The organism is Actinomadura sp. NPDC049382, assembly GCF_040677125.1.
GTDB lineage: Bacteria > Actinomycetota > Actinomycetes > Streptosporangiales > Streptosporangiaceae > Spirillospora > Spirillospora geliboluensis.
In genome coordinates this window covers 1-25,227 of record NZ_JBFARO010000084.1, presented here as the reverse complement: position 1 = coordinate 25,227, position 25,227 = coordinate 1, and the positions used below count along the sequence as shown (strand labels likewise).

Sequence of the window (25,227 nt, the reverse complement as noted above, 5' to 3'; positions counted from 1 at the left end):
CCCCTTCGGCGGACGGGCGCGGGGGCTACAGGGCGGGCAGGCGGTTCTCCAGGCGCTGCCGCATCAGCCCGGCGAGGGCGTTCGCCAGCGCCATCGGGTCGATCGGCAGGCTCGCGACGGCGTCGGCGCGCGACCAGGTGGCGAGCCAGCCGTCGTCGCGGCGGGCGATGAGGGCGAGGAACGGCGGGCAGTCGTAGACCTCGTCCTTGGCCTGCCGGCAGACGCCGAGGCCGCCGGCGGGCTGCGCCTCGCCGTCGACGATCGCGACGTCGATGTCGCCCTCGTCCAGCCGCTCCACCACGGCCGGCTGGGTGGCGACCTCGACGAACTCGACCTTCGGCAGGTCGGCGGCGGGCCGGCGCCCGACGGCCAGCCGGATCTGGGCGCGGGTGTTCGCGTCGTCGCTGTAGACGAGGACCTTCATCGGGCTCTCCGGGGTGGTGCTCATGCACGTGAGGGTACCGGGTCGGGGGCTCCGGCAACACGCTCGGGGAACCCTAGGAGGGGGGTCATGCGTCACTCACGGGATGGGGGCGCAATAATGCTGCCCGTGACAGCATCCGCGATAGAGACAACACCTCACGCACGGGCGAACCGTCCCAATCTGGTCAGCGTGGGGACGATCGTTTGGCTGTCGTCCGAGCTGATGTTCTTCGCGGCGCTGTTCGCGATGTTCTTCACGATCCGCTCCGTGACGATCGGCCAGTCCGGTGAAGACGCGTGGCCGGGCGCCCCGCTGGACCTGCCGCTGTCGGCGGTGAACACGACCATCCTGGTGCTGTCCTCGGTGACGTGCCAGATGGGCGTGTTCAAGGCCGAGGCGGGCAAGGTCGGGCGTGACGGCAGCCTGCTGAACCCGGCCCGGTGGGGTCTGCGCGAGTGGTACATCCTCTCGTTCCTCATGGGCGCCTACTTCGTCGCGGGCCAGGCGTACGAGTACTACAACCTCGTCGTGCACGACGGGCTGACCTTCTCGTCCTCGGCCTACGGCTCGGTGTTCTACCTGGCCACCGGTTTCCACGGTCTGCACGTGATCGGCGGCCTGGTCGCGTTCCTGTTCCTGCTCGGGCGGACCTACGCCGCCAAGCGCTGGACCCACGAGCAGGCGACGAGCGCGATCGTCGTGTCCTACTACTGGCACTTCGTCGACGTGGTGTGGATCGGCCTGTTCTCGGTCGTGTACCTGCTCGACCTCTGACCCCATCCCGACGACATGACCCGAACGGGGATTTCCGTGAAAAGGATCACCGCATGGCGACGGCGCCCGTGGGCGGGCTACGCCGTCGTGCTGGCGGCCCTGGCGGCGATCGGCGTGATCTACGCCGGCTTCTCGCCGCAGACCGACCGCGCCGAGGCGCAGAGCACCGCGCAGGCCGCGGAGGACTTGAAGCACGGGCAACAGCTGTTCAACAAGAACTGCGCGAGCTGCCACGGGCTGAACGCCGAGGGCACGAAGGACGCCGAGGGCAACTCGATCGCGCCGAGCCTCATCGGGGTGGGCGCCGCATCCGTCGACTTCCAGGTCAGCACGGGCCGCATGCCCGCGATGAACCCTGGCGCGCAGGTGCCGCGCAAGACGCCGATCCCCACCTTCAACACCTCGATCAAGACCGACTACGAGGAGCCGGAGAAGCGGGAGGCGGCGGAGAAGCAGAAGGCCCAGGCCGAGAAGAACCTGGCCGACCTGCGGGCCTACATCGCCTCGCTCGGCGGTGGCCCCGAGGTTCCGCCCGCGTCCGCCGTGGACCCGAAGAACGGCGACGTGGCGCTCGGCGGGAAGCTGTTCCGCACCAACTGCGCGCAGTGCCACAGCTTCACCGGCCAGGGCGGCGCGCTGACGGGCGGCAAGTACGCGCCGCCGCTGTCCAACAGCGACGTCACGCCCACCCAGATCTACGAGGCGATGCTGACCGGTCCGCAGGCCATGCCGGTGTTCAACGACACCACGCTGCGGCCCGAGGACAAGCAGGCGATCATCTCCTACCTGGTGCAGACGCGCGAGGAGCCCAACCCGGGCGGCAACGGCCTCGGCCGCATCGGCCCGGTGAGCGAGGGCCTGGTCGCCTGGCTGGTGGGTCTCGGCCTGATGGTGCTGGCGGCCATGTGGATCACCGCTAAGAAGCCGAAGAAGCTGAAGAAGTCATGAGCGACGACAACAAGGAGACCGCGGGCTCGACGGGCCCGCGCGAGGACGGCGGCCGACGCGAGCGCGTGATCGGCACGCCGTCCCCGGCGAGGGAGAAGGCCCTCCTCGCCGAGGACGACATCTCGGCGCCCGCGGGCGTGGGGGAGCAGCTCGACGAGCAGTCGGCCAAGCGGGCCGAGCGCATCGTCGCGGCGTTCTTCCTGCTCGCGTTCGTGTCGAGCGTGGCGTTCATCGCCTACTTCATCGGCTGGAGCGGCCGCGACGGCGGCATGCACGGCCTGCTGGACGCCCGCGAGAACAACTTCTGGCTCGGCGGGACGATGGCGCTGGCCTTCCTGTCGATGGCGGTCGGCGTCACCATCTGGGTGCGCCGGCTGATGACCAGCAAGCCGATCATCCAGGAGCGGCACGAGCTGGCGGCGGACGAGGAGACCCGGGAGGCGTTCAGCCGGGACTTCATGGAGGGCGCGGAGGACAGCGGCATCACCAAGCGGCCGCTGCTGCGCCGCACGCTGCTGCTCGCCGCCGCGCCGCTCGGGCTGGCCCCGCTGGTGCTGCTGCGCGACCTCGGCCCGCTGCCGGAGAAGAGGCTCCGGCACACCTTCTGGGGCGAGGCCGTCAAGCAGGCGAAGGCGCAGGGCAAGAAGGGCGTCCGCCTGGTGGTGGACGGCACCAACGTGCCGCTGAAGGTCAGCGACTTCTCGGCGCCCGGCTCGATGATCACCGTGCTGCCGGAGGGCATGGAGGAGCACCTGCCCGAGGACGAGGTGCTCACCCAGGTCGCGAAGGCCGTCACGATCCTGATCAACGTCCCGGCCGGCGACTTCAAGCCCGCCAAGGGCCGGGAGAACTGGCACGTCAACGGGATCGTCGCGTACTCGAAGGTCTGCACGCACGTCGGCTGCCCGGCGGCCCTGTACGAGCAGACGACGCACCACATCCTGTGCCCGTGCCACCAGTCCACGTTCGACGCCACCGACGCCGCCAAGGTCGTGTTCGGCCCGGCGGCGCGGCCGCTGCCGCAGCTGCCGCTGTCGGTCGAGGACGGTTACATCGTCGCCACGAGCGACTACCACGAACCCGTCGGCCCGAGCTTCTGGGAGCGCGGATGAGCGAGGCGACAGCACCCAAGGCGGTCGAGGCCCCGCTGACGTTCCTCGACGACCGCCTCGGGTCCACCACCTTCTTCAAGCGCAACATGAAGAAGGTCTTTCCGGACCACTGGTCCTTCATGCTGGGCGAGATCGCCCTGTACTCCTTCATCATCCTGCTGCTGACCGGGACGTTCCTGACGCTCTGGTTCAAGCCGAGCATGGTGGAGGTCGTGTACGAGGGCTCCTACAAGCCCTTGAACGGCGTGAAGATGTCCGAGGCGTACGCCTCGACGCTGCACATCAGCTTCGACGTCCGCGGCGGCCTGCTCATGCGGCAGATCCACCACTGGGCGGCGCTGCTGTTCATGGCGTCGATCCTGGCGCACATGCTCCGGGTCTTCTTCACCGGCGCCTACCGCAAGCCGCGCGAGCTGAACTGGCTGATCGGCATCGGCATGTTCACGCTGGGCATGCTGGAGGGCCTCGCGGGCTACTCGCTGCCGGACGACCTGCTGTCCGGCACCGGCCTGCGCATCACGCAGGGCGTGGCCGAGGGCATCCCGATCGTCGGCACCTACCTGTACATGTTCCTGTTCGGCGGTGAGTTCCCCGGCCAGGACATCGTGCCGCGCCTGTACATGGTGCACATCCTGCTGATCCCGGCGCTGCTGCTCGGCATGGTCACCGCGCACATGATGATCATGTGGGTGCAGAAGCACACCGCGATGCCGGTCAAGAACCAGTCCGAGAAGCAGGTCTACGGCTACCCGTTCTACCCGGTCTTCATGGCCAAGACGGGCGCCTACTTCCTGTTCACCTTCGGCGTCCTGGCGCTGCTGGGGGCGTTCGCGCAGATCAACCCGATCTGGTTGTTCGGCCCGTACGACCCCGGCGCCATCTCCTCGGGCTCCCAGCCCGACTGGTACATGGGCGTCCTGGAGGGCTCGCTGCGCATCATGCCGGGCTGGGAGATCAACGCCTGGGGCCACACGCTCAGCCTGAGCGTGCTGATCCCGGCGGCCCTGCCGCTCGGCATCGTGTTCGGCGGCGCGGCGGCCTGGCCGTGGATCGAGGCGTGGGTGACCGGCGACAAGCGGCACCACCACGTCAACACCCGGCCGCGCAACGCCCCGGTCCGCACCGCGACGGGCGTCGCCGCGGTCACGTTCTACGGGCTGCTGTGGCTGGCGGGCGCGAACGACGTCCTCGCGGACAAGTTCCACCTGTCGCTGTTCGCCACGACGTGGTTCTTCCGGGTGACGTTCTTCGTCGGGCCGGTCATCGCGTTCATCGTGACGAAGCGGATCTGCCTCGGCCTGCAGCGCAAGGACGCCGACATCGTCGGGCACGGCGTGGAGAGCGGCGTGATCCTGATGTCGCCGGACGGCAAGTTCTCCGAGCGCCACGAGCCGGCGCGCGACGAGGAGCGGCACGTCCTGCTGTCGAAGGAGAACACGCGGCCGGAGCCGCCGGACCGGGACGCCGCGGGCATCCCGGCGCCCGGGGCGAAGGGCCCGATCGGCCACCTGCGGTCGCGGCTCAACCGGGCGTGGACCTTCGACGACATCCCCGTCGAGGAGCACGAGCACGAGGAGATCGAGGGCGGCCGCAAGTCGCAGGAGATCAGCCACTGACCGCACGCTCGTCGGAGGCCCGTCACCGCAGCCGCGGTGGCGGGCCTCTCCGTATTCTGGCCGGACGATGACCAAGACCCTGTTCGTCACCAACGACTTCCCGCCGCGGCCCGGCGGCATCCAAGCGTTCGTGCACGGCCTCGCGGCCCGCCGCCCCGCCGGCTCGGTGGTCGTCTACGCCCCGGCGTGGAAGGGCGCCGCGGAGTTCGACGCGCGGCAGCCGTTCCCGGTCGTCCGGCATCCCGGCTCGCTGATGCTGCCGGAGCCGGGCGTGCTGCGCCGGGCCGCGGACGTGCTGCGCGCTGAGGGCTGCGACTCGGTCGTGTTCGGCGCGGCGGCGCCGCTCGGCCTGCTGGCCCCGGCGCTGCGGCGGCGCGGCGCCGAGCGCCTCGTCGGCATCACGCACGGCCACGAGGCGGGCTGGGCGGCGCTCCCGGTGGCGCGGCACCTGCTCCGCCGCATCGGCGACGACCTCGACGTGCTGACCTACCTCGGCGAGTACACCCGCACCCGGCTGGCGCGGGCGCTGGCACCGAGCGCCGCCGCCCGGCTGGCGCGGCTCGCCCCCGGCGTGGACGAGAAGGTCTTCCACCGGAACACGGGCGGCGAGGAGATCCGGGCCCGGCACGGGCTCGCGGACCGGCCGGTGGTGGTGTGCGTGTCGCGGCTGGTGCCGCGCAAAGGCCAGGACGCGCTGATCCACGCGTGGCCGCGCGTCCTGCGGGAGCAGCCCGACACCGCCCTCCTCCTCGTCGGAGGCGGCCCCTACCGGGATCGCCTGCAGCGCCTCGCGGCGTCCCTCGGCGTCGACCGCAGCGTGGTCTTCACCGGCGGCGTGAGCTGGGAGGAGCTGCCCGCCCACTACGACGCGGGCGACGTCTTCGCGATGCCGTGCCGGACCCGCCGCCGCGGCCTGGACGTGGAGGGGCTCGGCATCGTCTACCTGGAGGCGTCGGCGACCGGGCTGCCCGTCGGCGCCGGCGACACCGGCGGCGCGCCCGACGCCGTCCTGGACGGCGAGACGGGCCTGGTCGTGCCGGGCCGCTCGGTCGCCGGGATCGCCGCCGCGCTCACCGGGCTGCTGGCCGACCCGGCGCGCGCCCGCGCGATGGGGGAGCGGGGCCGCGCCTGGATCGAGCGCGAGTGGCGCTGGGAGGTCCAGGCCGCCCGGCTGGGCGGCCTGCTGACGCCCTGAGATGGCAGGATGCGGCTATGGACATCGAGGACGCATGGGCCCGCGTTCCGGGGGAGGCCGCCCGGTGGCTGCGCGAGCTGGATCCGGCCCACGGCCATTCGGGGTTCGAGCCGCCGCGCCGCCCCGACGCCGCCTGGCTCCTGCACGCGATGTACGTGTGGGAGGGCGGCCTGGTCACCACGACGCACGACGATGTCCACCAGTCGGTGGCGGCGGCGGGGCTGACCGGCCCGTCCGACGTGGGCGACCTGCTGGAGGGCGCGATCGTCACCGGCGTCGACCTCGGCCGCACCGGCGACCCCGGCGCGGGGTGGCGGCGGCTGCGCTGGCGGGAGCTGGCGCGCGGCTTCGGTGAGCCGGTCGTCCCGGACGGGGCGCTGCCGGGGAGCCGCTGCCTGCGCCAGGGGCACCCGGCGGGCAGCTGGTCGGCGGCGGTCCGGCCGCCCGCGGAGGGCTGCCTGGACCGGGAGAGCTGGCACCGGCTCATCGGGGTGCTGCTGCGGCACAGTTCGTCCGACGCGGACACCCGCTGCCTGGCCTACTACTGCCCGCTGGTGACCAACGACTGGGACGACGACACCGTCCTCGCGGGCCGCCTCGGCGACGCGACCGCGCTGTACGACCATCCCGGGCTGAACAGCTGCCCGTCCGACCTGTGGGCCGAGGACCGGTCCTGGGTCGTCTACTGCGACTGGGACCTGTGGGGCACGAAGATCGTCGGCCCGACGTCCCTCATCGAGGCCGTCCTGACGGATCCGGCGCTGGAGGCCGTCCGCCTGCCCTGGACGAGCTGAGAGGAAGAAGGAGGGCCCTGCCCCCGCGCCGTGGGCAGGGCCCGGTCCCTGGGTGTGGCGGGGGACGGGGTGAACCGGGTCGTGCCCCGCGCCCGGAGGCCGTTCCGCGCGGACCCGCCCCTGCCGAGGGGGATGGGTGTGATCCGGTCGCGGCCGGCCCGGCGCCCTCGTGGAGGACCTGGAGGTGGGGTGCGCCGTGGTGGGCCGGCCCGCCGGACCGGGTCCGCGGGGACGGGAGCGCGGGGCACGGCCCGCGGCGTCCGGCACCGCGAGGATCGCTCCCTCGGCGGTGCCCGACCGCGGGCCCCGGAGGCCGGGCGGCCCCCGGGCCGATCCCTTGTCGCGGTGATCGATGCAATGGAGCCACCTCCCTGCCGCCGTTCCGTCCGCGGTCGCTGACGTTTCCGAAGGTAGGGGCGTCTCGGTGCTTCGGGGGCGCCGTTAAAGCGGGTTTAAGGGACGGATGAGTCGTCGCTAAGCCGCCTTCCAGTTTCGGCCACAAAAACGGCTCTATGTCGCATGTACGGAGTATTCGGACACTGGGATGATCAAGTGTTCGAACGGCGGGCGGGGTGGAGGAGGGGTCATGCGGTCTCGCGGTGTCGTGGTGCTGGCCGTGGTCTTATCGGTCGTGCTGGTGGCGGGGCTCACGGCCGGATGGGTGCTGCGGCGCGGGCGGGACGACACGCCCGAGGAGGTCGCGGCGGGCTTCTTCACCGCCTGGGGCGAGGGCGACCTCGACGGCATGCGGGAGCTGGTCGCCGACCCGCCGGCCGACTTCGCCGAGCAGTACCGGGTGCTGTCGCGGGGGCTCCTGGTCACGGCGATCGCGGTGGAGCCGCGCCCGGTCGTCCGGTCCGGGAAGGACGCGGCGCAGGCCGCGTTCACCGTCACGCGGACGCTGTCCGGGCACGGCAACTGGACCTTCCAGGCGGTGCTCCGGCTGGGCCGCGTGGACGGCCGGTGGCGGGTCCTGTGGACGCCCGCGACGCTGTACCCCGGCCTGAAGGGCAAGGGGGCGTGGATGGTGGGGCAGGTCCGCGTCCCGGCGGTGACGCTCGCGGCGCGGGACGGCAAGGCCCTGCCGCGCGACGGGCTGCTTGCGCCCTACCTCGACGGGATCACCGCGGGCCTCGACGCGGACGAGGAGGAGGTCGGGTACGCGATCGTGCTGCGGGACGGCGATGCGCCGCCGCGCCGGGTGAAGCTGTTCGACGTGCCGAAGGGCCGGAAGGTCCGCACGACGCTGGACCGGCGGCTGCAGGCGGCGGCGGAGAAGGCGGTCGCGTCCGCTTCCGGCCAGGCCGCGATCGTCGCCGTCCGGCCCGGCACCGGGGAGGTCCTCGCGGTCGCGGACGGCCTCGGCGGCCTCGGCGCGTTCGCCGGCCTCTACCCGCCCGGCTCGACGTTCAAGGTGGTCACGGCGGGCGGGCTGGTCGCCGACGGGGCCGGCGCCGGGACGGGCGCCGACTGCCCGGCCTCGGTGGTCACCGCGCAGCGCACGATCCGCAACGACGAGGACCACGCGCTCGGCCGGACGACGCTGCGCGGCGCGTTCGCCGCGTCCTGCAACACGACGTTCGCGCGGCTGGCGGTGGAGCGGCTCGGCGCCGCGAAGCTGGCGGCGAGCGCGCACCGCTTCGGGTTCGGCACCCCCCTCGCCCCCGGCGCCGACGCGGCGACGGGGAGCTTCCCCGACCCGCAGAGCGGCGCGGAACTGGCCGAGGCCGCGATCGGGCAGGGCCGCGTCCAGGCGAGCCCGCTGCTGATGGCGACGGTCGCCGCGGCGGCGGCGGACGGCACATGGCGCCCGCCCCGGCTGCTGCCGGCGAAGCTGATCCGGGAGGGCGGGGGAGAGGTTCCGGCGCCGCGCCCGGTGCCCGGGGCGGCGGCGCTGCGCACGATGATGCGGGCCGTCGTCACCGAGGGCACCGCGGCGGGCGCCGGCCTGCCCGGCGGGACGGCGGGCAAGACGGGCACCGCGGAGTTCGCCGGCGGGACGCACGCCTGGTTCATCGGGTACCGGGACGACGTCGCGTTCGCGGTGTTCGTCCAGGGCGGCGGGTCCGGGCCGGAAGTGGCGGCGCCCCTCGCCGCGAAGTTCCTGCGATAGGTGCCAGAAGAAATGAACCCGTTGCGCCGTTCCTGCGTACTCGTCCGGAGAGTGGAACGGCCGGGTGATAGGGCCGGGACGGTTTCTTGGCACCAATTGCCGTCAGAACGACTCCTAGGGCGTATGCTCCCGGAGTGATCGGGCGGGTTCGCCGAGAATTCGTCCGGGGAACGCGGTGGGAGCGAGCGGGCTCCGACACCGCGGTCCCGTGATGTCTCAGCGGAACCGCCGCCGGGCCCGAGGCCCGGCGGCGCGGAGCCACCGGCGTTCGCCGAGCCCTCCGTCTCCTCCACAGGAGAGGGCATGGCGCGACGCGATAACGGGCATGCGTCCCGGGGCGACACGCATGTTTCATCGTGGGCGGAGACGCCCGCGCGCCCCTCATCGAGACCGGCCGCCGGGCAGGCGAGCTGGTCCGAGGAGCCCCAGTGGCCCGAGGGGTCCTGGTGGTCGGAGCAGCCGGACTGGTTCGAGCGCGGGCGCAAGGCGGCCCGCCGCGAGCCCGGCCGGCGCGAGGCGAAGCGGCGCGAGGGCAGGTCCCGCGCGCGCCGCGAGGCGGAGGAGCGGCCCGACCCGCCCACCAGGCGGCGCGAGCCGCCCGCGAAACGGCGCGAGCCGCCCGCGAAGCGGCGCGACGGGAGGTCCGACCCGTTCGCCGTGCGCAACAAGGGCTCCGGCCGCGCCGACCCCTTCGAGGCCCGCAACCGGCGCACCCCCCGCCCGTCCGACTCCCGCGCCACCCGGACCGACGTACCGACGGTGCAACCCGCTGCACCACCACCCACCCCACCCCCAAGCACCGCCCGGACGGCACAGCCCGCGCGCGACGCCCGCACACCACGGCCTGAGCGTGACGCGCGGAGGGCCCAGCCCACGCGCGATGCTCGCAGGCCGCAGTCTGACGCGCGGACCGCGCAGTTCGACGCGCGCGACGCGCGGAGGGCGCGGCCCGCGCGTGATGCCCGTACGCCGCGGTCCGACGTGCGTGACGCGCGGACGGCGCAGTTCGATGCGCGTGACGCGCGGACCGCCCGTGAGGTTCGCAGGCCGCGGTCTGACGCGCGGACGGCGCGGTTCGACGCGCGGGCCGAGGGGGTCGGGCGGTCGCGGCGGGTGGAGCGGCGGGGGGCGCGGTCCGGGCCCAAGGCGCGGCCGCGGCGCGGCCGGCGGCCCAGCGACCGGCTGGGCATCGGCGCGATCGTGCTATCCACCGCCGTAGGGCTGTCGCTGCTCGGCATCGCCGAGCGGGCGCTGCTGGACGGGGGGCCGCTCGGCGGCACGTCCGGGCCGGTCGGCTCGCAGCGCGCGATCCAGCCGCCGAAGCCGGGCACGGACGCGCCCGCGCAGCCGGGGCAGCCGTCCCGGCAGCCCGTCGAGGGCGGCGGTACCGGCCCGGTGGCGGACGGCCCCAGCCTGCGGGTGCTCGCCGCGCAGGTCCGGAAGCTGACGCTGGAGGAGCGCGGCGCCGCCGCGCGGCAGGCCTACGGCGCGGCGCCGACGCAGCCGCCGATCGTCGGCGCCACCCGGACCAGCGCCGACCGGACCTGGGTGTTCGGCACGACCGCGATCCCCGTCCCCGAGTCCAGCGCCGCCAACCCGGAGGTCGCGTTCTACGCGGCGCACTGGACCGGGGAGCGGTGGCAGGTCGGGCTGTCCGGCGGGGCGGCGTTCGCGACGCTGCTCGGCGACATGCCCGCGGCCGTGATGCCGGCGGCGGAGGGCCGGCTGCTGCGCGAGTACGGGACGGTCACCGCCGAGGGGGCCGCCGCGCTCGTCAACGGCACCCGGGCCGGCGACCGGCTGATGCTGCCGTGGAAGATCGGCCAGGTCTGGGCGATGACGACCTCGGACGGCTCCGCCCGCCCCCTGGCCTCGCTGGCGTTCTCCGGCGGCGACGGCCGCGTGGTCGCGGCCGCCAAGGGCAGGCTCTACCGGTTCTGCGGCAACGCGTCCGGCAACGCGATGGTGATGCTGATCCACCCGAGCGGCCTCGCGACGACCTACTACCGGCTGCGGAACGTGACCCGGCTGCGCGACGGCGGTGTCGTCGCGCAGGGCGGCGCGCTCGGCGGCACCGGCACCGAGCGGCCCTGCGGCGGTGCGGAGGCGCCGCGCGCCGAGGTCGGGTTCGGGCTGCGCGGCGGCACCGGGACCGTACCGCTGGACGGCGCCGAGATCGGCGGCTGGACGTTCCGGGAGCGGGCCAAGCCGCTGCTCGGGTTCGCCGAGCGCGGCGCCCTGCAAGTGCTCCCCGGAGGGCTGATGGCCAACCTCGGCCCCGTCCCGGCGGCGGAAGAGGAGGAGCCGGCGCCGCCGTCACCGTCCCCCGCCCCCTCGCCGGCGGACGGCGCAGGAACGGCCGCCGCCCCGGCGGCGGCCGCAACCGAGAACAGGAGTGCGAACGGTGCGAACTCGCAGCAGTGATGATCCCGCGGTGCCCACCTGGGTGCTGCGCGTCGTGCTCGCCGGCGCGGTGCTGGTGCTCGTCGGCGCGGCGACCCCGCCGGGAGCGGTCGCGGTCGCGAACGTGCAGTACTTCCTCAACTTCTACGCCGGAGTGTTCGCGCTCGTCTCCTACACCACCGCCGTGATGTGCGGGCTCCTCGCCACCGAGCGGCTGATCCTGAAGATCCGCCACCGGGTGCTCGCGCAGGCGGTGCACCGCGCGGCGGCCGTCGTGGCGACCGCGATGCTCGTCGCGCACGTCTCGGTGAAGGTGATGAACGGGCTGGCGCTGCCGGCGCAGGTCGTCGTCCCCGACGGCGGCGCCGTCGGCCTCGGCACGATCGCCGCCGAGCTGATGGTGCTCGTCCTGGTCACCGGGATGGTGCGGGCCCGGTTCGCGGTCCGCGGCAAGACCTGGATGTGGCGGTCGGCGCACGTGCTCGCCTACATCGCCTGGCCGATGGCGATCGTGCACGGCCTCATCACCGGCCGGTCCGCGGCGAACTGGGTGGTGCTGAGCTACGTGATGAGCGTGGTGCTGGTCGTGCTGGCGCTGGTCACCCGCATGATCGTGGTGATCAGGCCGCGGGAGCTGCCGCGCGCCGGCGCCGAGATCGACCCGTTCGCGGTGCCGGACGGCGCCGGTCGCGCCCGCGACCGGCGGGCGATGGCGGCCCGCGCGCACGACGAGGGGCGCGCCGCGGCGGCGGCCCGCGACCTCGGCGGCCGCGACTTCGCCGAGCGGGACTTCGGGGAGCGCGACTTCGCCGAGCGGGACGGCTACGACGATCCGCGCCGGACCACCCGCGACCCGCGCGGCGTGCCGCTCACCGGGCCCGGCCGCGACACCGAGGTGCTGCGATGACGTCGACGGTCACGGTCTCGGGCATCGGCGGCCCCCGCCTGACGCTCGGGTTCGACCGGTTCGACCGGCTGGACATCGACCGGCACCTGGCGGTGCACGGCAAGCTCCGCGCGCCCGGACTGGACGAGCTGATCCGCATGGCCGAGCAGGTCGACCTGCGGGGGCGCGGCGGGGCCGGGTTCCCGTTCGCGCGCAAGCTGATGGCGGTCGCGGCGCGGATCAGGCACCCCACCGCCGACCAGACCGCGCTGCTGCCGGGGGAGCGCGCCGACGAGCGCGGCTCCAGCGAGAACGTCGTCGTGGTCGTGAACGGCGCGGAGGGCGAGCCCGGCAGCGCCAAGGACAAGGTGCTGCTCGGCCGGGCCCCGCACCTCGTCCTGGACGGGGCGCAGATCGCCGCGTCCGCGCTCGGCACGCAGCGGATCGTCGTGGCCGTCGAGGACGACGAGGCCGCCCGCTCCGTGCGCGCCGCGATCAGCGAGCGGCGGATGCCGGCCCGCGTCGTCCGGCTGACCGAGCGGTTCATCTCCGGGGAGAGCGGCGCGGTGATCCGCGCGATCAACGGGGAGACGCCGATCCCGCCGGGCGTCAAGGTCCGCGCGTCCGACTCCGGGGTGGACGGCTTCCCGACGCTGCTGTCCAACACCGAGACGTTCGCGCAACTCGCGGTGCTGGTCTCGCTCGGCTCCGACCTGTACGCCTCGGCCGGGACGGAGGAGGAGCCCGGCACCACGCTGCTCACGATCGGCGGCACCCAGGTCGTGGAGGCGCCGCTCGGCACGCCGCTGCAGGCCGTCCTCGACCACTGCCAGGTGCCGCCGTCGCCGGGCGTGCTCGTCGGCGGCTACCACGGCATGTGGCTCGGCCCGGCCGGGGTGGCGCGGGCCGTGCTGTCGCGGGCCGGGATGCGGCGCGTCGGCGGGACGGTCGGCGCCGGCATCATCCTCCCGCTCACGCAGGGCACCTGCCCGCTCGGCGAGGTCACCCGCATCGCGTCCTACCTCGCGGCGCAGTCCGCCGGGCAGTGCGGCCCGTGCCGGCTGGGGCTGCCGGACGTCGTCCGGTCGCTGAACGCGCTGACCGGGGGCGCCGGGACGGTGGAGGACGTGCGGCGCGCCGCCGGGGTCGGCCGGGGCCGCGGTGCCTGCACCCACCCGGACGGGACGGCGCGGTTCGTGCTGTCGGCGATGGAGGCGTTCGGCGCCGACATCGACGCGCACCGCTGGGGCGGCGGCTGCGGCCTGTCCACCTACGGCGTGCTGCCGCTGCCGGTGCCGGACGGCTCCGAGGGCCGGGTGGCGATCGACTGGAGCCGCTGCGACGGGCACGGGCTGTGCGCCTACCTCGTCCCCGAACTGATCCAGCTCGACCGGTACGGCTTTCCCGTGGTGCTCGGCACCGACATCCCGGAATGGCTGGAGAAGGACGTGCAGAAGGCCGTCGCGATGTGCCCTGCATTGGCGCTCCGCGTGGTCGGCGGCGTCCCGGGAGCACCATCGCGGCGATGAATTTCGGAGGCGCGAAAAAGTGACATCTGCCGGACACCGTTGAACCTCGCGCCGGTGCGGTGCGTATTCACTGGCGGACCCGCGCCGCGTCCGTCGAGAGAACCCCGAGAGGAGGAAGAAGAACCTTGAGGAAATCCTACGGAATGGCTGGAGCGCGCAGGCTCCCGCGCCTGCGCAAGGGGCGCCTGCTGCTGGTGCTGGCGGCCGTGGCCGCCGTCGGCGCGGCCTTCGCGGTCGTGCTGAACCCGGTCGGCGTGCCCGCCAGCGGCGCGGCCAACCTGGGCGGCACCGTGCAGACGAAGTGGGGGCCGCTGAGCACCCTGGACCGGCAGCTGCTGGTCAAGGTCCGGCAGGCCGGGCTGTGGGAGATACCCGCCGGCCAGCAGGCGCAGCAGCGCGCCCGGGCGCCCCGCGTGCGGCAGGTCGCCGAGATCATCTGGCAGCAGCACGTCCAGTTGGACGCCGACACCCGCGCCACCGCCGAGAAGCTCGGCGTGCTGGTGCCGAACGAGCCGAGCGGGAGCCAGAAGAGCTGGCTCCGGGAGATGTCCGGAAAGTTCGGCGGCGATTACGACAAGACGTTCGTGCTGCGGCTGCGCGCCGCGCACGGGCAGGTCTTCGCGGTCATCGCGAAAGTGCGCGCGCAGTCGGAGAACTCGGTGATCCGCGCGTTCGCCGAGCGGGCGATGAAATTCGTCAACACGCACATGTCGCTGCTGGAGAGCACCGGCCTGGTGCCCCGGCGGGCCCTGCACTGACTGAACATCCCACCCCCGCAAAGGGAGACCTTTTCCATGGGACGAAAGAAGAAAGCGTTCGCCGTGCTGGTCCCGGCGCTCGCCCTCATCGCGACCGCGTGCCAGGAGGCCCCCGGCGCCGCGGCCGGGCCGTACGGCCCGCAGACGACCCAGGCGGCCAATCCCGCCGCCTACCCGGCCCGCCCGGCCGAGGGCAACGGCATCCCCAACCTCCAGGGCGGCGGAGCCAGGCCGACCAGCGGCACCCAGCAGAACGGCGGCACCCAGCAGAACGGTGCCCAGCCCACCGCTCAACCCACGGATCAGCCCACCGCCGAGCCCACCGGCGACCCCGCCGACCCCCCGACCGCCGAGCCCACAGACCAGCCCACCGCCGAACCCACGGACCAGCCCACCGACCAGCCGACCGGTGAGCCGACCGACGGCATGGGCGGCCAGATGGGCGACGGCGGCCAGATGGACGACGGCCAGAACGGCGGCCAGGGCGACGGCGGCGACCAGGGCCAGCAGCCCCCGCCCAACCCGGAGCTGCGCGCCGACCAGTTCGTCGACATCCGCAAGGCGCCCCGCGTCCGGCAGCCGCGCCGCACCCGGCAGGCGTCCACCGGCGTGTTCTCGTCCAACTGCGGCGTGAACGAGGGCCAGGCGCACAGCAACCCCGACAACGTCCTCGCCGCGCCCGGGGTCGTGAACGGCGCGCACCACATCCACGACTACGTCGGGAACCTCGACACGAACGCGTTCTCCACCGACGAGACGTTCGCCGCCGCCGGCACCACCTGCACCAACGGCGACAAGTCGGCCTACTTCTGGCCGGTGATCCGGCTGCGCGACGGCAAGGACACCTCCGACCGGGCCGAGCAGAGCACGGCGGACGGCAACGTCGGCAGCATCGTCACCCCGTCCAGCGTGAAGCTGCAGTTCCTCGGCAACCCGCGCGCCAAGGTGACGGCGGCGCCGCCGTTCATCCGCATCGCCACCGGCGACGCCAAGGCCGTCACCAACGGGCTGAAGAACGCCCACGCGTCGTGGACGTGCAGCGGCTTCGAGAACCGGGCGTTCACCGACAAGTACCCGCTGTGCCCGCGGGGCAGCAAGGTCGAGCGCGTGCTGAACTTCCCCGGCTGCTGGGACGGCCAGAACACCGACAGCGCCAACCACCGCGACCACGTCGCCTTCGCCGACGCGCGGACCGGCGCCTGCCCGCAGGGGTTCAAGGCCATCCCGCAGCTGCGGATGACGCTGGCCTACGACGTGCCCGCCAAGCCCCTCGCCTTCGCGCTGGACAGCTTCCCCGAGTCGGGCCACGACCCGGTCACCGACCACGGCGACTTCATCAACGTGATGGGCGAAGGGCTCATGCGGCAGGCGGTCAACGCCATCAACAAGGGCGCGCGCACCACCGGCAAGCGCCGCTGACCCGCGCCCCCGCGTCCGGGAAGCCCGGAACGCCGGGGGAGCGCACCGGAACGCGGCCGGTGAGGGCGGGCCTCACCGGCCGCGTCCGCGCGCGTCCGGGGGCCGGGCGTCCTACGATCGCGGCATGGACATTGTGATCGCGGGCGGGCACGGGCAGATCGCGCTGCGGCTGTCCCGGCTGCTGGCCGCACGGGGGGACACCGTACGCAGCATCATCCGCAACCCCGCGCACGCGGACGACGTCCGGGACGCCGGCGCCGAACCGGTCGTGTGCGACCTGGAGTCCGCCGGCGCCGCCGAGGTCGCCGGGCTCATCGCCGGGGCGGACGCCGTCGTGTTCGCCGCCGGTGCGGGGCCGGGCAGCGGCGCGGCCCGCAAAGACAGCGTCGACCGCGCCGCGTCGGTGCTGATGGCCGACGCCGCCGAGCGCGCGGGCGTGCGCGACTTCGTGCAGATCTCCGCGATGGGCGCGGGCGAGAAGGCCGCCCCGGGGCGCGGCGAGGTGTGGGACGCCTACATCCGCGCGAAGGGCGAGGCCGAGGACGACCTCCGCGACCGCGACGCCCTCGACTGGGTGATCCTGCGTCCCGGGCGGCTCACCGACGACCCCGGCACCGGCCTGGTGCGGCTGGACGAGCCGCCGATCGGGCACGACGCGGTCACCCGCGACGACGTGGCGGCGGTCATCGCGGCGCTGCTCGACGACCCCGGCGTCCGCCGCCGCACGCTCGACCTGCTGAACGGCGGCACCCCGGTCGAGGACGCCGTCGCCTCGCTCCGCTGACCCGCAGGGCGGCCCCCGCTACGAGGCGTAGAGGGAGTCGATCTCGTCGGCGAAGTCCTTCATCACGACGTTGCGCTTCACCTTCAGGCTCGGCGTCATGTGGCCGGCCTCCTCGGTGAAGTCGACGCCGAGGATGACGTACTTCTTGATCGCCTCGGCGTGGCTGACCGACGTGTTGGCCTCGGCGACCGCGCCCTCGATCTCGGCGATGAGGTCGGGGTCGCGGCGCAGGTCGTCGACGCCCATCGCCGCGGGCTTGCCGTGCTGCTCCTTCCACGGCCCGAGCGCCTCCTCGTCCAGCGTGACGAGGGCGCTGATGAACTTGCGCCCATCGCCGACGACGAGGCACTGGCTGATCAGCGGGTGCGCGCGGAGCCGGTCCTCCAGCGGGGCGGGCGCGACGTTCTTGCCCGCCGCGGTGACGAGGATCTCCTTCTTGCGGCCGGTGATGCGCAGGAAGCCGTCCTCGTCGAGGGAGCCGAGGTCGCCGGTGTGGAACCAGCCGTCCTCCAGGGCCTCCTTGGTGGCGGCCTCGTTGTTCCAGTAGCCGCGCAGGACGTTGATGCCGCGCACGAGGACCTCGCCGTCCTCGGCGATGCGGACGTCCACGCCGGGGATCGGCCGGCCCACCGTGCCGATCTTGATGGCGGTGGGCCGGTTCACGCTGGCGGGCGCGGTCGTCTCGGTGAGGCCGTAGCCCTCCAGGATCGTGATGCCGACGCCGCGGAAGAAGTGCCCGAGGCGCTCGCCCAGCGCCGCCCCGCCCGACACCGCGTACTCCACCCGGCCGCCGACGGCGGCGCGCAGCTTGCCGTACACCAGCACGTCGAACAGCTTGTGCCGCGCTTTGAGGGCGAGCCCGGGGCGGCCGGCGTCCAGCGCCCGGCTGTAGGCGATCGCGGTCTCGGCCGCCGCCTTGAAGATCTTGCCCTTGCCGTCCGCCGCGGCCTTCTGCTCGGCGCCGTTGTAGACCTTCTCGAACACGCGCGGGACGGCGAGCAGGAACGTCGGCCGGAACGAGGCGAGGTCGGGCAGCAGGTTCGGGATGTCGCTGTGCCCGAGGACGATGCCGCCCTCGATCGTCGCGACCTGGATCAGCCGCGCGAACACGTGCGCGAGCGGCAGGAACAGCAGCGTGGAGCTGCCCTCGACGGCGACCTCGGCGATCGCGCCCTGCACCGCGTTCCGCGCGGTCGACACGAGGTTGCCGTGGGTGAGCTCGCAGCCCTTGGGGCGGCCCGTGGTGCCGGAGGTGTAGACGAGCGTGGCGACGTCGGCGGCGGTGCGGGACCGGCGGCGCTCCTCGATCACGTCGTCGCCGACGTCCGCGCCGAGCCGGACGACCTCGTCGACGCCGCCCTCGTCGATGGTCCAGACGTGCGCGAGGCCGGGCAGCCGGTCCCGGACCCCGGCGACGCGCTCGGCGTGCTCGGCGGTCTCGGCGAACACGGCCTTCGCGCCGGAGTCGCCGACGATCCACTCGATCTGCTCGGCGGACGACGTCTCGTAGATGGGCACGGACACGGCGCCGGCCGTCCAGACGGCGTAGTCGAGGACGGTCCACTCGTAGCGGGTCCGCGACAGCAGGCACACCCGGTCGCCGGGCTCGACGCCCGCGGCCGCGAGGCCCTTGGCGGCCGCCGCGGCCTCGGCCGCGAACTCGGCCGCGGTGACGGCGCTCCAGGCGTCCCCCGCTCCCGATCCGCTCTTGCGGCGCGCCACGATCGTGCCGGGCTGCTCGGCGGCACGGGTGAAGGGCGCGTCGGTCAGATTGGCGGAGTCGGGAACCTCCACCATCGCGGGGACGCTGAACTCGCGCACGGCCCACTCCTGTTGTCGGTCTTCCAGGTCGGCGGGAAGTCTCCGGAGGCTTCCGCACCCGAATGATACCCATCAGTAGGAATTTCGCCGGTTCAACGGCACGGCAAAGAACGCCCCGTCGCCCGTGGCGCCCGCCGCCGCGTCGCCTACGCTTGTCCCCGGTCGCACAACGCAGGCGGTTCGGGGGAGGGCCATGTCGCTGCTGGAAGTGATCGCGCTCACCGTGGACGACGCGCGCGCGGCGGAGGAGGGCGGCGCCGACCGGATCGAGGTCGTCGCCGACATGGCCGCCGACGGGCTCACCCCCGATCCGGACCTCGTCGCCGCGATGCGGGCCGCCACGGCGCTGCCGATGCGGGTGATGCTGCGGGCGAACGCGGGCTTCCGCACGACCGGCGCCGAACTGGACCGGCTCCGGCGGGCCGCCGCCGACCTCGCCGCCGCGGGCGCGGACGGCTTCGTGCTCGGCTTCCTCGACTCCGCCGGCCAGGTCGACGCCGCCGCGACCGGCAAGCTCGCCGCCGTCGCCGCCCCGCTGCCGTGGACGTTCCACCGCGCGCTCGACCACGCCGCCGATCCCGTGCAGGCGTGGCGGGCCGTCCGCCACCTCGGCGGCGGCCTCGACACCGTCCTCACGGCGGGCTCCGCGCGCGGCGTCGACGCCGGCGTGGACGTGCTGGTCCGGCGCGCCACCGAGGACCCGGACGCGGCCGGGATGATCATGGCCGGGGGCGGGCTGCGCCGCAAGCACGTCGCGGTGCTCGCCGCCGCGGGCGTCACGGCGTTCCACGTCGGCACCGCCGTCCGCCCGGACGGCGCCTGGGACCTGCCCGTCGACCCGGCCCTCGTGCGGGAGTGGCGCTCGCTGGTGTCCGCCGCGACCGGCTGACCCCGAGCAGGGAACCGCGACCGGCGGCCCCGCCCGCCCTGCGGGGTGGTCTGTCCTATTAGAGTCGGTTCATGAGGATCCACGTGGTGAGCGACGTCCACGGCCGCGCGGACGCCCTGGCGAGCGCGGCGGACGGCGCCGACGTCCTCGTCTGCCTGGGCGACCTGATCCTGTTCATCGACTACCAGGACCACGCGCAGGGGATCTTCGGCGAGCTGTTCGGCCAGGAGAACGCCGACCGCTTCATCGCGCTGCGCACCGAGAAGCGCTTCGACGAGGCCCGCGCCTTCTCCCGGGGCCTGTGGGCGTCGCTGGAGGGCGACGCGTGGCCGCACATCGAGCGCGCCGTCGACCGGCAGTACGCGGAGCTGTTCGCCGCCATGCCCGCCCCCGCCTACCTGACGTACGGCAACGTCGACGTCCCGCGCATGTGGGCGGCGCACCTGCGCGACGGCCACCACGTCCTGGACGGGGAGACCACCGAGATCGGCGGGCTGCGGTTCGGGTTCGTCGGCGGCGGCCTGCGCACCGAGTACCGCACCCCCTACGAGCTGGACGACGAGACCTACGCCGCCAAGGTCGCGGCGATCGGCGAGGTCGACGTGCTGTGCTCGCACATCCCGCCCGCCGTCCCCGAGCTGCTCTACGACACGGTGGCGCGCCGGTTCGAGCGGGGCAGCGAGGCGATCCTGGAGCTGATCCGCCGCACGCAGCCGCGGTACGCGCTCTTCGGGCACGTCCACCAGCCGCTCGCGAGCCGGATCCGCATCGGCCGCACCGAATGCGTGAACGTCGGGCACTTCCGCGCACGCGGCGTTCCGTACGTCCTGACGGTGTGACGGATACCGTCGTCACGACGGCGGGCCCCGGCGCGGGCCCGCGGACGGCAGGAGGGAGACGGAAATGGCCGACCGCACGCGTTCCTCCATCACGGTCAAGGCCGGCAAGGCCGAGATCATGGCGGTGATCGCCGACCTGGAGGCGTACCCGCGGTGGGCGAGCGGCATCCGCGAGTTCACCGTGCAGGAGACCGGCGAGGACGGCCGCGCGCTGCGCGGCCGGCTGACCTTCGACGGCGGCCCGTTCAGCGACACCGTCGGGCTCGCCTACACCTGGGAGGGCGACGACCGGGTCAGCTGGGAGCTGGTCGAGCCGGGCACGGTCGTCACCGGCCTGCACGGCACCTACGCCCTCGCCGAGGAGGGCGGCGCCACCGAGGTGACCTACGAGCTCGCCGTGGACGTCCGCATCCCGATGATCGGCATGGTGAAGCGCAAGGGCGAGAAGCGGATCATCGACTCCGCGCTCAAGGGCCTCAAGCGCCGCGTCGAGAGCTGAGCCCGGCGCCGCGCTCCCCGCCGCGCGGCGGGGAGCCCGGCGGCGGCGCCGATACCGCGCGCGCCCGCGGCGGGGGATGATGGAGGCGACGGCGGGGCATGGGACCGTGCCAACGCACGGAGCCCGGGCCCCCGGAGGCGTCGATTCGCCCGCGGGCGGGTACGTCCGACCGGTCGGGATGGCCCGGCCCGGCGGAGCCGGCCCGGCCCCGCCGGCATCGGGTACTGCGGCAGTGGCTCCATCCGGGGCGCGCGAGGAGGAGGAAGCGTTACATGGCCCTGACCATCGGCGTGGATGTGGGCGGCACGAAAGTGGCCGCGGGGGTCGTCGACGACCGGGGGACGATCCTGGAGAAGGTCCGCCGGCCGACTCCCTCGACGAACCCCAAGGAGACCGCCGAGACCATCGCCGAGGTCGTCGACCTGCTGAAGGGCAAGTACGACGAGGTGTCGGCGGTCGGCCTCGGCACCGCGGGCTTCGTCGACGAGGCCCGCGCCACCGTGCTGTTCGCGCCGAACCTCGCCTGGCGGGACGAGCCGATCAAGGAGAAGGTCGAGAGCCTGGTCGGCCTGCCCGTCGTCGTGGAGAACGACGGCAACGCGACCGCGTGGGGCGAGGCCCGGTTCGGCGCCGGGCGCGGTGAGGACATCCTCGTCCTGGTGGCGCTCGGCACCGGCATCGGCGGCGGCATCATCATCAACGGCGAGCTGTACCGGGGCCGGTTCGGCATCGGCGCCGAGATGGGGCACTTCCGGGTCGTCCCGGACGGGCGCCGCTGCGGCTGCGGCAACCGCGGCTGCTGGGAGCAGTACGCCAGCGGCAACGCCCTCGTGCACGAGGCCCGCGACCTCGCCCGGGTGGCGCCCGCGATGGCGGGGCGGCTGCTGGAGCTCGGCGGCGGGCGGCCGGAGGGCATCAGCGGCCCCGAGGTGTCGCAGGCGGCCCGCGAGGGCGACAAGGCCGCCCTGGAGTGCTTCCGCACCATCGCGCACTGGGCGGGCCAGGGCCTCGCCGACCTGTCCGCCATCCTGGACCCGGGCGCGTTCATCATCGGCGGCGGCCTGTCGGACGCCGGCGACCTCCTCCTCGACCCGATCCGCGCCGCGTTCGAGGACGCGCTGACCGGACGCGGCCACCGCCCGCTGCCCGACATCCGGATCGCCGAGCTCGGGTCGGCGGCGGGCATCGTCGGCGCCGCGGACCTCGCCCGCGTCCGGCCCGTCCAGGACGCGGCCGTCCAGGACGCGGCCGTCTAGGCGTGGCCGCCGTCCGCCTGCTGAGCTACAACGTCCGGTCGCTGCGCGACGACGCGGCGGCCGTGGCCCGCGTCGTGCGCGGCGCGGGCCCGGACGTGCTGTGCCTGCAGGAGGTCCCGCGGTTCCGGGCGTGGCGGCTGCGGCGCCGCCTGCTGGCGCGGGCGTGCGGCCTGCGGATCGCGGCGGGACGGCGGGCCTGCGGGCTCGCCGTCCTCACCGCGCCGCACGTCCGCCGGGTCGCGCGCGAGTTCCATCTGCTCACGCCCGACCGGGGCCTGCACCGGCGCGCGCTGGCGATCGCCGTGCTGGAGGCGGACGGCGCCCGCCTGATCGCCGCGAGCACCCATCTGGACCTGGAGCCCGGCGCGCGCGAGCGCCACGTCCACGAGATCCTCGGCCACCTCGACCGGGCCCGCGCCCGCCACGGCGCGCCCGTGGTGCTGGCGGGCGACTTCAACGAGGAACCGGGCGGCGCCGCCTGGGGCGTGCTCGCGGGCCGGTTCCGGGACGCCTACGCGGTGGCCGGCACCGGCGGGGAGCTCACCTTCTCCGCCCGGAACCCGAACCGGCGCATCGACGCCGTCTTCACCGACCCCGCGATCGGGGTCGACGCGTGCGGCGTCCCCGAGGAGGAGGCCCTCGCCCGCGACTACCCGATCGCGACCGACCACCGGCCGGTCCTGGCCGACCTGCGCCTCGACCGGACGGCGGGCCCGGGCTAGACGATGGCCCCGTCGTCGGGGTCGCGGGGCTCGTCGCCCATCCGCAGCACGAGCGTGACGAAGCCGCCGATGAAGGCGGCGACGGCGAGGAAGGCGGCCCAGCCGGGCACCTCCCAGTCGAGGATGACGGTGACGAGCAGGTAGACGGGCCCGCCGATCAGCGCGATCCAGGCGCCCTTGGTGAGCGGGTCGGCGGCCGGCAGCGGGGGCGGCGGCGGGGGGACGTAGTGCTCCTCCTCGTCGTCGTCCGCGGGGAACTCCGGCGGCTCCGGCGACTTGATCACGCGGGCGCGGGGGAGCCGGCCGGTGCGGTCGTCGCCCTCCGCGGGCGGGTCGGCGGCGGGCTCGCGGATGTCCTCCTCGTCCGGCCAGGGGACCTCGCCCTCCGGGGCGGTGTCGAAGCCGGCGACGATCTCGGCCCAGATGGCGTCCTCGTCGCGCTCGGCGGCGCCGCCCGCGTCCGCGCCGGCGGCGCCGCCGGCGGGGTCGGCGAGGCCGGTCTCGGCGCGCTCGGGCTTGTCGGCGCGCTCGGTCTTCTCCAGCCGGTCGGCCGTCTCGGCGCGCTCGCCCTGGTCGCCGCGCTCGGCCGGCTCGGCGGCCTCCGCGCGGTCGGCGTCGGAGCCGCGGGTGGACGCCTCGCGGAGCCGCGCCAGGTGGACGCGCAGGATGCCCTCGGCGGTGGGCTTCATGTCGACGTCCACGTACAGCCGGTCGAGGACGTCGCCCGCGACCGGCTCGGCCGCCGGGTCGGCGAGTTCGGGCAGCCCGGCCGGCGAGGTCGCGTAGGCGGCCACCCCGGCCTCGCCGAGCGCCGCCAGCATCGCGTCGGCCAGATGCGGGGCGAGGTCGACCAGCGGGGCGTAGGTGTCGGCCGACAGGCCGTTGCCACGGCGATTCACGGGGCCGGCTCCTTCGACGACTCCGGCGTGACCGTCGGCACCGGCATGGCGGCCTCCGCTCCCCCATCGACACTGCGGTGCCCGGCCGTGCCCGCGGCCCGCCGCGGCACTCCCGGACACCCCGAAACGTGTGTCCCACGGTATTCGCTGCGCCGCGCGGGACAAGCCCCCGGGCGCGCCCGATTGAGGTTCACCGTTCAGAGCCTACGTTCCCGCCGGGCCCCGCCGCCGCGCGACCGCGTCCCGATGAGGGGTACCGGTCGGTAGATCGGTGGGACGGGGAGTGGGAGGATGTCCCATCGTCTCCGCTCGGTCAGGGACCGGTCGTGCTCCCCCGGAGGGCACGGGTCCGAGGAAGGTGCCCGCATGCTGTGGTTCTGGATCCTGCTCAGGATCGTCCTGTCGCCGATCCTGTACCTCGGGTGGTGGCCGCGGAACAAGGGCATGCGCAACGTCCCGAAGCGGGGCCCCGCGCTGATGGTGAGCAACCACCTGTCCTTCGCCGACCACTTCTTCGGCCCGCTGCCGCTGATGCGCCCGATCTTCTTCATCGGCAAGGGCGAGTACTTCACCGGCAAGGGCATCAAAGGGCTGATCAGCAAGGGCTTCTTCACCGGGGTGGGCGTCGTGCCGGTCGACCGCACCGGCGGGGACGCCGCCGAGGCGGCGCTGCAGACCGGCCTGCGGATCCTCGGCGAGGGCAAGCTGCTCGGCATCTACCCCGAGGGCACCCGGGCCCCCGACAACCGGCTGTACCGCGGCAAGACGGGGGTGGCGCGGCTCGCGCTGAAGTCCCGCGTCCCGGTGATCCCGATGGCGATGATCAACACCTTCGAGCTGATGCCGCCCGGCAAGCCGCTGCCCCGGCTCGGCGTCCGCCCCGGCGTGCGGTTCGGCAAGCCCATGGACTTCTCCCGCTACTACGGCCAGGAGGACGACCACCGGGTGCTGCGCGAGATCACCGACGAGATCATGCGGGCGATCCGGGAGCTGTCCGGGCAGGAGTACGTCGACCGGTACGCCGCCGAGGTGAAGGCCGAGCTGGCGGGGAAGCCGGTGCGGTCCGCCGAGGAGGACGACGGCGGGCTCAGCGACCGCGGGTAGCGGCCGTGATGGGCCTGGAGGTCGCGCTGTGGCGGGCCGTCGCCGTCTACCGGGGCCTGGCGCTGGTCTACGCCGCGATCGTGATCGCCATGAACTTCGACGGCTACGCGCACCCGGCCGCCGGCTGGGCCGTCCTCGCCGTCATGACCGCGTGGACGGCCTACGCGGTCGCCGCGTTCGGCGACCCGCGCCGCCGCGGTTGGCCGCTCCTGGCCGCCGATCTCGCCGTCGCCGCGGCGAGCATCCTCGCGACCGCGTGGGTGGAGACCGCCGCGAACATCGCCGCGGGGCGCCCCACGCTGCCGGTGTCGTGGGTGGCGGCGGCGGTGCTGGCGTGGGCGGTGGCGGGCGGGGGGGGGGGGGGCGGCGCCGCCCCGCCCGGGGGGGGGGCCGCGGACCAGCCGGTGCCCGCGCGCCCCGGGACGGGGGCGGGCCGCGGCGCC

23 protein-coding genes are annotated in these 25,227 nt (G+C 74.3%); 20 read left to right on the top strand and 3 right to left on the bottom strand.

Going from position 1 to position 25,227, the window contains the following annotated elements; genetic code table 11:
* Positions 1-25: 25 nt before the first annotated feature.
* Complete coding sequence (locus tag AB0K34_RS33150) at positions 26-448, bottom strand: response regulator transcription factor (protein WP_138640568.1); 423 nt, start codon at positions 446-448, stop codon at positions 26-28.
* 93 nt (positions 449-541) lie between these two features.
* Between AB0K34_RS33150 and AB0K34_RS33145 the strand changes: the two genes are divergently transcribed.
* The 13 genes from AB0K34_RS33145 to AB0K34_RS33085 all read left to right on the top strand — a co-directional run bounded on the left by AB0K34_RS33145 (position 542) and on the right by AB0K34_RS33085 (position 16,755).
* A complete protein-coding gene (locus AB0K34_RS33145) occupies positions 542-1,198 on the top strand; it encodes a heme-copper oxidase subunit III (protein ID WP_138640569.1) in 657 nt (218 codons plus the stop codon).
* A 36-nt stretch (positions 1,199-1,234) separates the two neighbouring features.
* A complete protein-coding gene (locus tag AB0K34_RS33140) occupies positions 1,235-2,146 on the top strand; it encodes a cytochrome c (RefSeq protein WP_138640570.1) in 912 nt (303 codons plus the stop codon).
* A complete protein-coding gene (locus tag AB0K34_RS33135; RefSeq protein ID WP_364552918.1) occupies positions 2,143-3,258 on the top strand; it encodes a Rieske 2Fe-2S domain-containing protein in 1,116 nt (371 codons plus the stop codon). The genes AB0K34_RS33140 and AB0K34_RS33135 overlap by 4 nt, the downstream gene beginning before the upstream one ends.
* Positions 3,255-4,874: a ubiquinol-cytochrome c reductase cytochrome b subunit gene (locus AB0K34_RS33130; protein WP_138640572.1), complete on the top strand. Its 1,620-nt coding sequence runs from the start codon at positions 3,255-3,257 to the stop codon at positions 4,872-4,874. Before AB0K34_RS33135 ends, AB0K34_RS33130 begins: the two co-directional genes overlap by 4 nt.
* Before the next feature lie 67 nt (positions 4,875-4,941).
* On the top strand, positions 4,942-6,069 hold the full coding sequence (locus AB0K34_RS33125) for a glycosyltransferase family 4 protein (protein ID WP_364552917.1): 1,128 nt from the start codon (positions 4,942-4,944) through the stop codon (positions 6,067-6,069).
* 17 nt (positions 6,070-6,086) lie between these two features.
* Entirely contained in the window at positions 6,087-6,863 is a 777-nt protein-coding gene (locus AB0K34_RS33120) for a hypothetical protein (protein WP_364552916.1), read from the top strand.
* A 586-nt stretch (positions 6,864-7,449) separates the two neighbouring features.
* Positions 7,450-8,976, top strand: a complete 1,527-nt coding sequence (locus AB0K34_RS33115; protein WP_364552915.1) for a penicillin-binding transpeptidase domain-containing protein — start codon at positions 7,450-7,452, stop codon at positions 8,974-8,976.
* Positions 8,977-9,279: 303 nt separating this feature from the next.
* Positions 9,280-11,400, top strand: coding sequence for a hypothetical protein (locus AB0K34_RS33110; RefSeq protein ID WP_364552913.1), 2,121 nt, complete (start codon positions 9,280-9,282; stop codon positions 11,398-11,400).
* A gap of 10 nt (positions 11,401-11,410) precedes the next feature.
* Positions 11,411-12,286 (top strand): hypothetical protein, encoded by an 876-nt coding sequence (locus AB0K34_RS33105; protein ID WP_364552911.1) that lies wholly within the window; start codon positions 11,411-11,413, stop codon positions 12,284-12,286.
* Positions 12,283-13,794, top strand: a complete 1,512-nt coding sequence (locus AB0K34_RS33100) for a ferredoxin (RefSeq protein ID WP_364552910.1) — start codon at positions 12,283-12,285, stop codon at positions 13,792-13,794. Before AB0K34_RS33105 ends, AB0K34_RS33100 begins: the two co-directional genes overlap by 4 nt.
* A 143-nt stretch (positions 13,795-13,937) precedes the next feature.
* A complete protein-coding gene (locus AB0K34_RS33095; RefSeq protein WP_138641950.1) occupies positions 13,938-14,552 on the top strand; it encodes a DUF4142 domain-containing protein in 615 nt (204 codons plus the stop codon).
* A 36-nt stretch (positions 14,553-14,588) separates the two neighbouring features.
* On the top strand, positions 14,589-15,971 hold the full coding sequence (locus AB0K34_RS33090) for a DUF1996 domain-containing protein (RefSeq protein WP_364552908.1): 1,383 nt from the start codon (positions 14,589-14,591) through the stop codon (positions 15,969-15,971).
* Between the two features lie 124 nt (positions 15,972-16,095).
* Complete coding sequence (locus AB0K34_RS33085; RefSeq protein WP_301176262.1) at positions 16,096-16,755, top strand: NAD(P)H-binding protein; 660 nt, start codon at positions 16,096-16,098, stop codon at positions 16,753-16,755.
* Positions 16,756-16,773: 18 nt separating this feature from the next.
* Here the strand turns inward: AB0K34_RS33085 and AB0K34_RS33080 are convergent, their stop codons facing one another.
* Positions 16,774-18,576 carry a long-chain fatty acid--CoA ligase gene (locus tag AB0K34_RS33080; RefSeq protein WP_138640993.1) on the bottom strand — a complete coding sequence of 601 codons (1,803 nt, stop codon included), beginning with the start codon at positions 18,574-18,576 and terminating at the stop codon, positions 16,774-16,776.
* A gap of 193 nt (positions 18,577-18,769) precedes the next feature.
* On the opposite strand from AB0K34_RS33080, the gene AB0K34_RS33075 reads away from it, so the two are divergent.
* From AB0K34_RS33075 to AB0K34_RS33055, 5 genes are all read left to right on the top strand, one after another.
* Positions 18,770-19,465 carry a copper homeostasis protein CutC gene (locus tag AB0K34_RS33075; protein ID WP_138640992.1) on the top strand — a complete coding sequence of 232 codons (696 nt, stop codon included), beginning with the start codon at positions 18,770-18,772 and terminating at the stop codon, positions 19,463-19,465.
* A 71-nt stretch (positions 19,466-19,536) separates the two neighbouring features.
* Positions 19,537-20,304, top strand: a complete 768-nt coding sequence (locus tag AB0K34_RS33070) for a metallophosphoesterase (protein WP_138640991.1) — start codon at positions 19,537-19,539, stop codon at positions 20,302-20,304.
* Between the two features lie 64 nt (positions 20,305-20,368).
* Positions 20,369-20,803: an SRPBCC family protein gene (locus AB0K34_RS33065; RefSeq protein WP_138640990.1), complete on the top strand. Its 435-nt coding sequence runs from the start codon at positions 20,369-20,371 to the stop codon at positions 20,801-20,803.
* Between the two features lie 272 nt (positions 20,804-21,075).
* On the top strand, positions 21,076-22,059 hold the full coding sequence (locus tag AB0K34_RS33060) for an ROK family glucokinase (RefSeq protein WP_138640989.1): 984 nt from the start codon (positions 21,076-21,078) through the stop codon (positions 22,057-22,059).
* A 2-nt stretch (positions 22,060-22,061) separates the two neighbouring features.
* On the top strand, positions 22,062-22,781 hold the full coding sequence (locus AB0K34_RS33055) for an endonuclease/exonuclease/phosphatase family protein (protein WP_364552905.1): 720 nt from the start codon (positions 22,062-22,064) through the stop codon (positions 22,779-22,781).
* Here the strand turns inward: AB0K34_RS33055 and AB0K34_RS33050 are convergent.
* Positions 22,778-23,680, bottom strand: coding sequence for a hypothetical protein (locus AB0K34_RS33050; protein WP_364552904.1), 903 nt, complete (start codon positions 23,678-23,680; stop codon positions 22,778-22,780). The genes AB0K34_RS33055 and AB0K34_RS33050 overlap by 4 nt on opposite strands.
* A gap of 366 nt (positions 23,681-24,046) precedes the next feature.
* Here AB0K34_RS33050 and AB0K34_RS33045 point away from each other — a divergent pair, with 366 nt between their 5' ends.
* Positions 24,047-24,784 (top strand): lysophospholipid acyltransferase family protein, encoded by a 738-nt coding sequence (locus tag AB0K34_RS33045; RefSeq protein WP_301176258.1) that lies wholly within the window; start codon positions 24,047-24,049, stop codon positions 24,782-24,784.
* Positions 24,785-24,792: 8 nt separating this feature from the next.
* A partial coding sequence (locus AB0K34_RS33040) for a DUF5931 domain-containing protein (RefSeq protein ID WP_364552922.1) occupies positions 24,793-25,227 on the top strand: 435 nt, incomplete at its 3' end.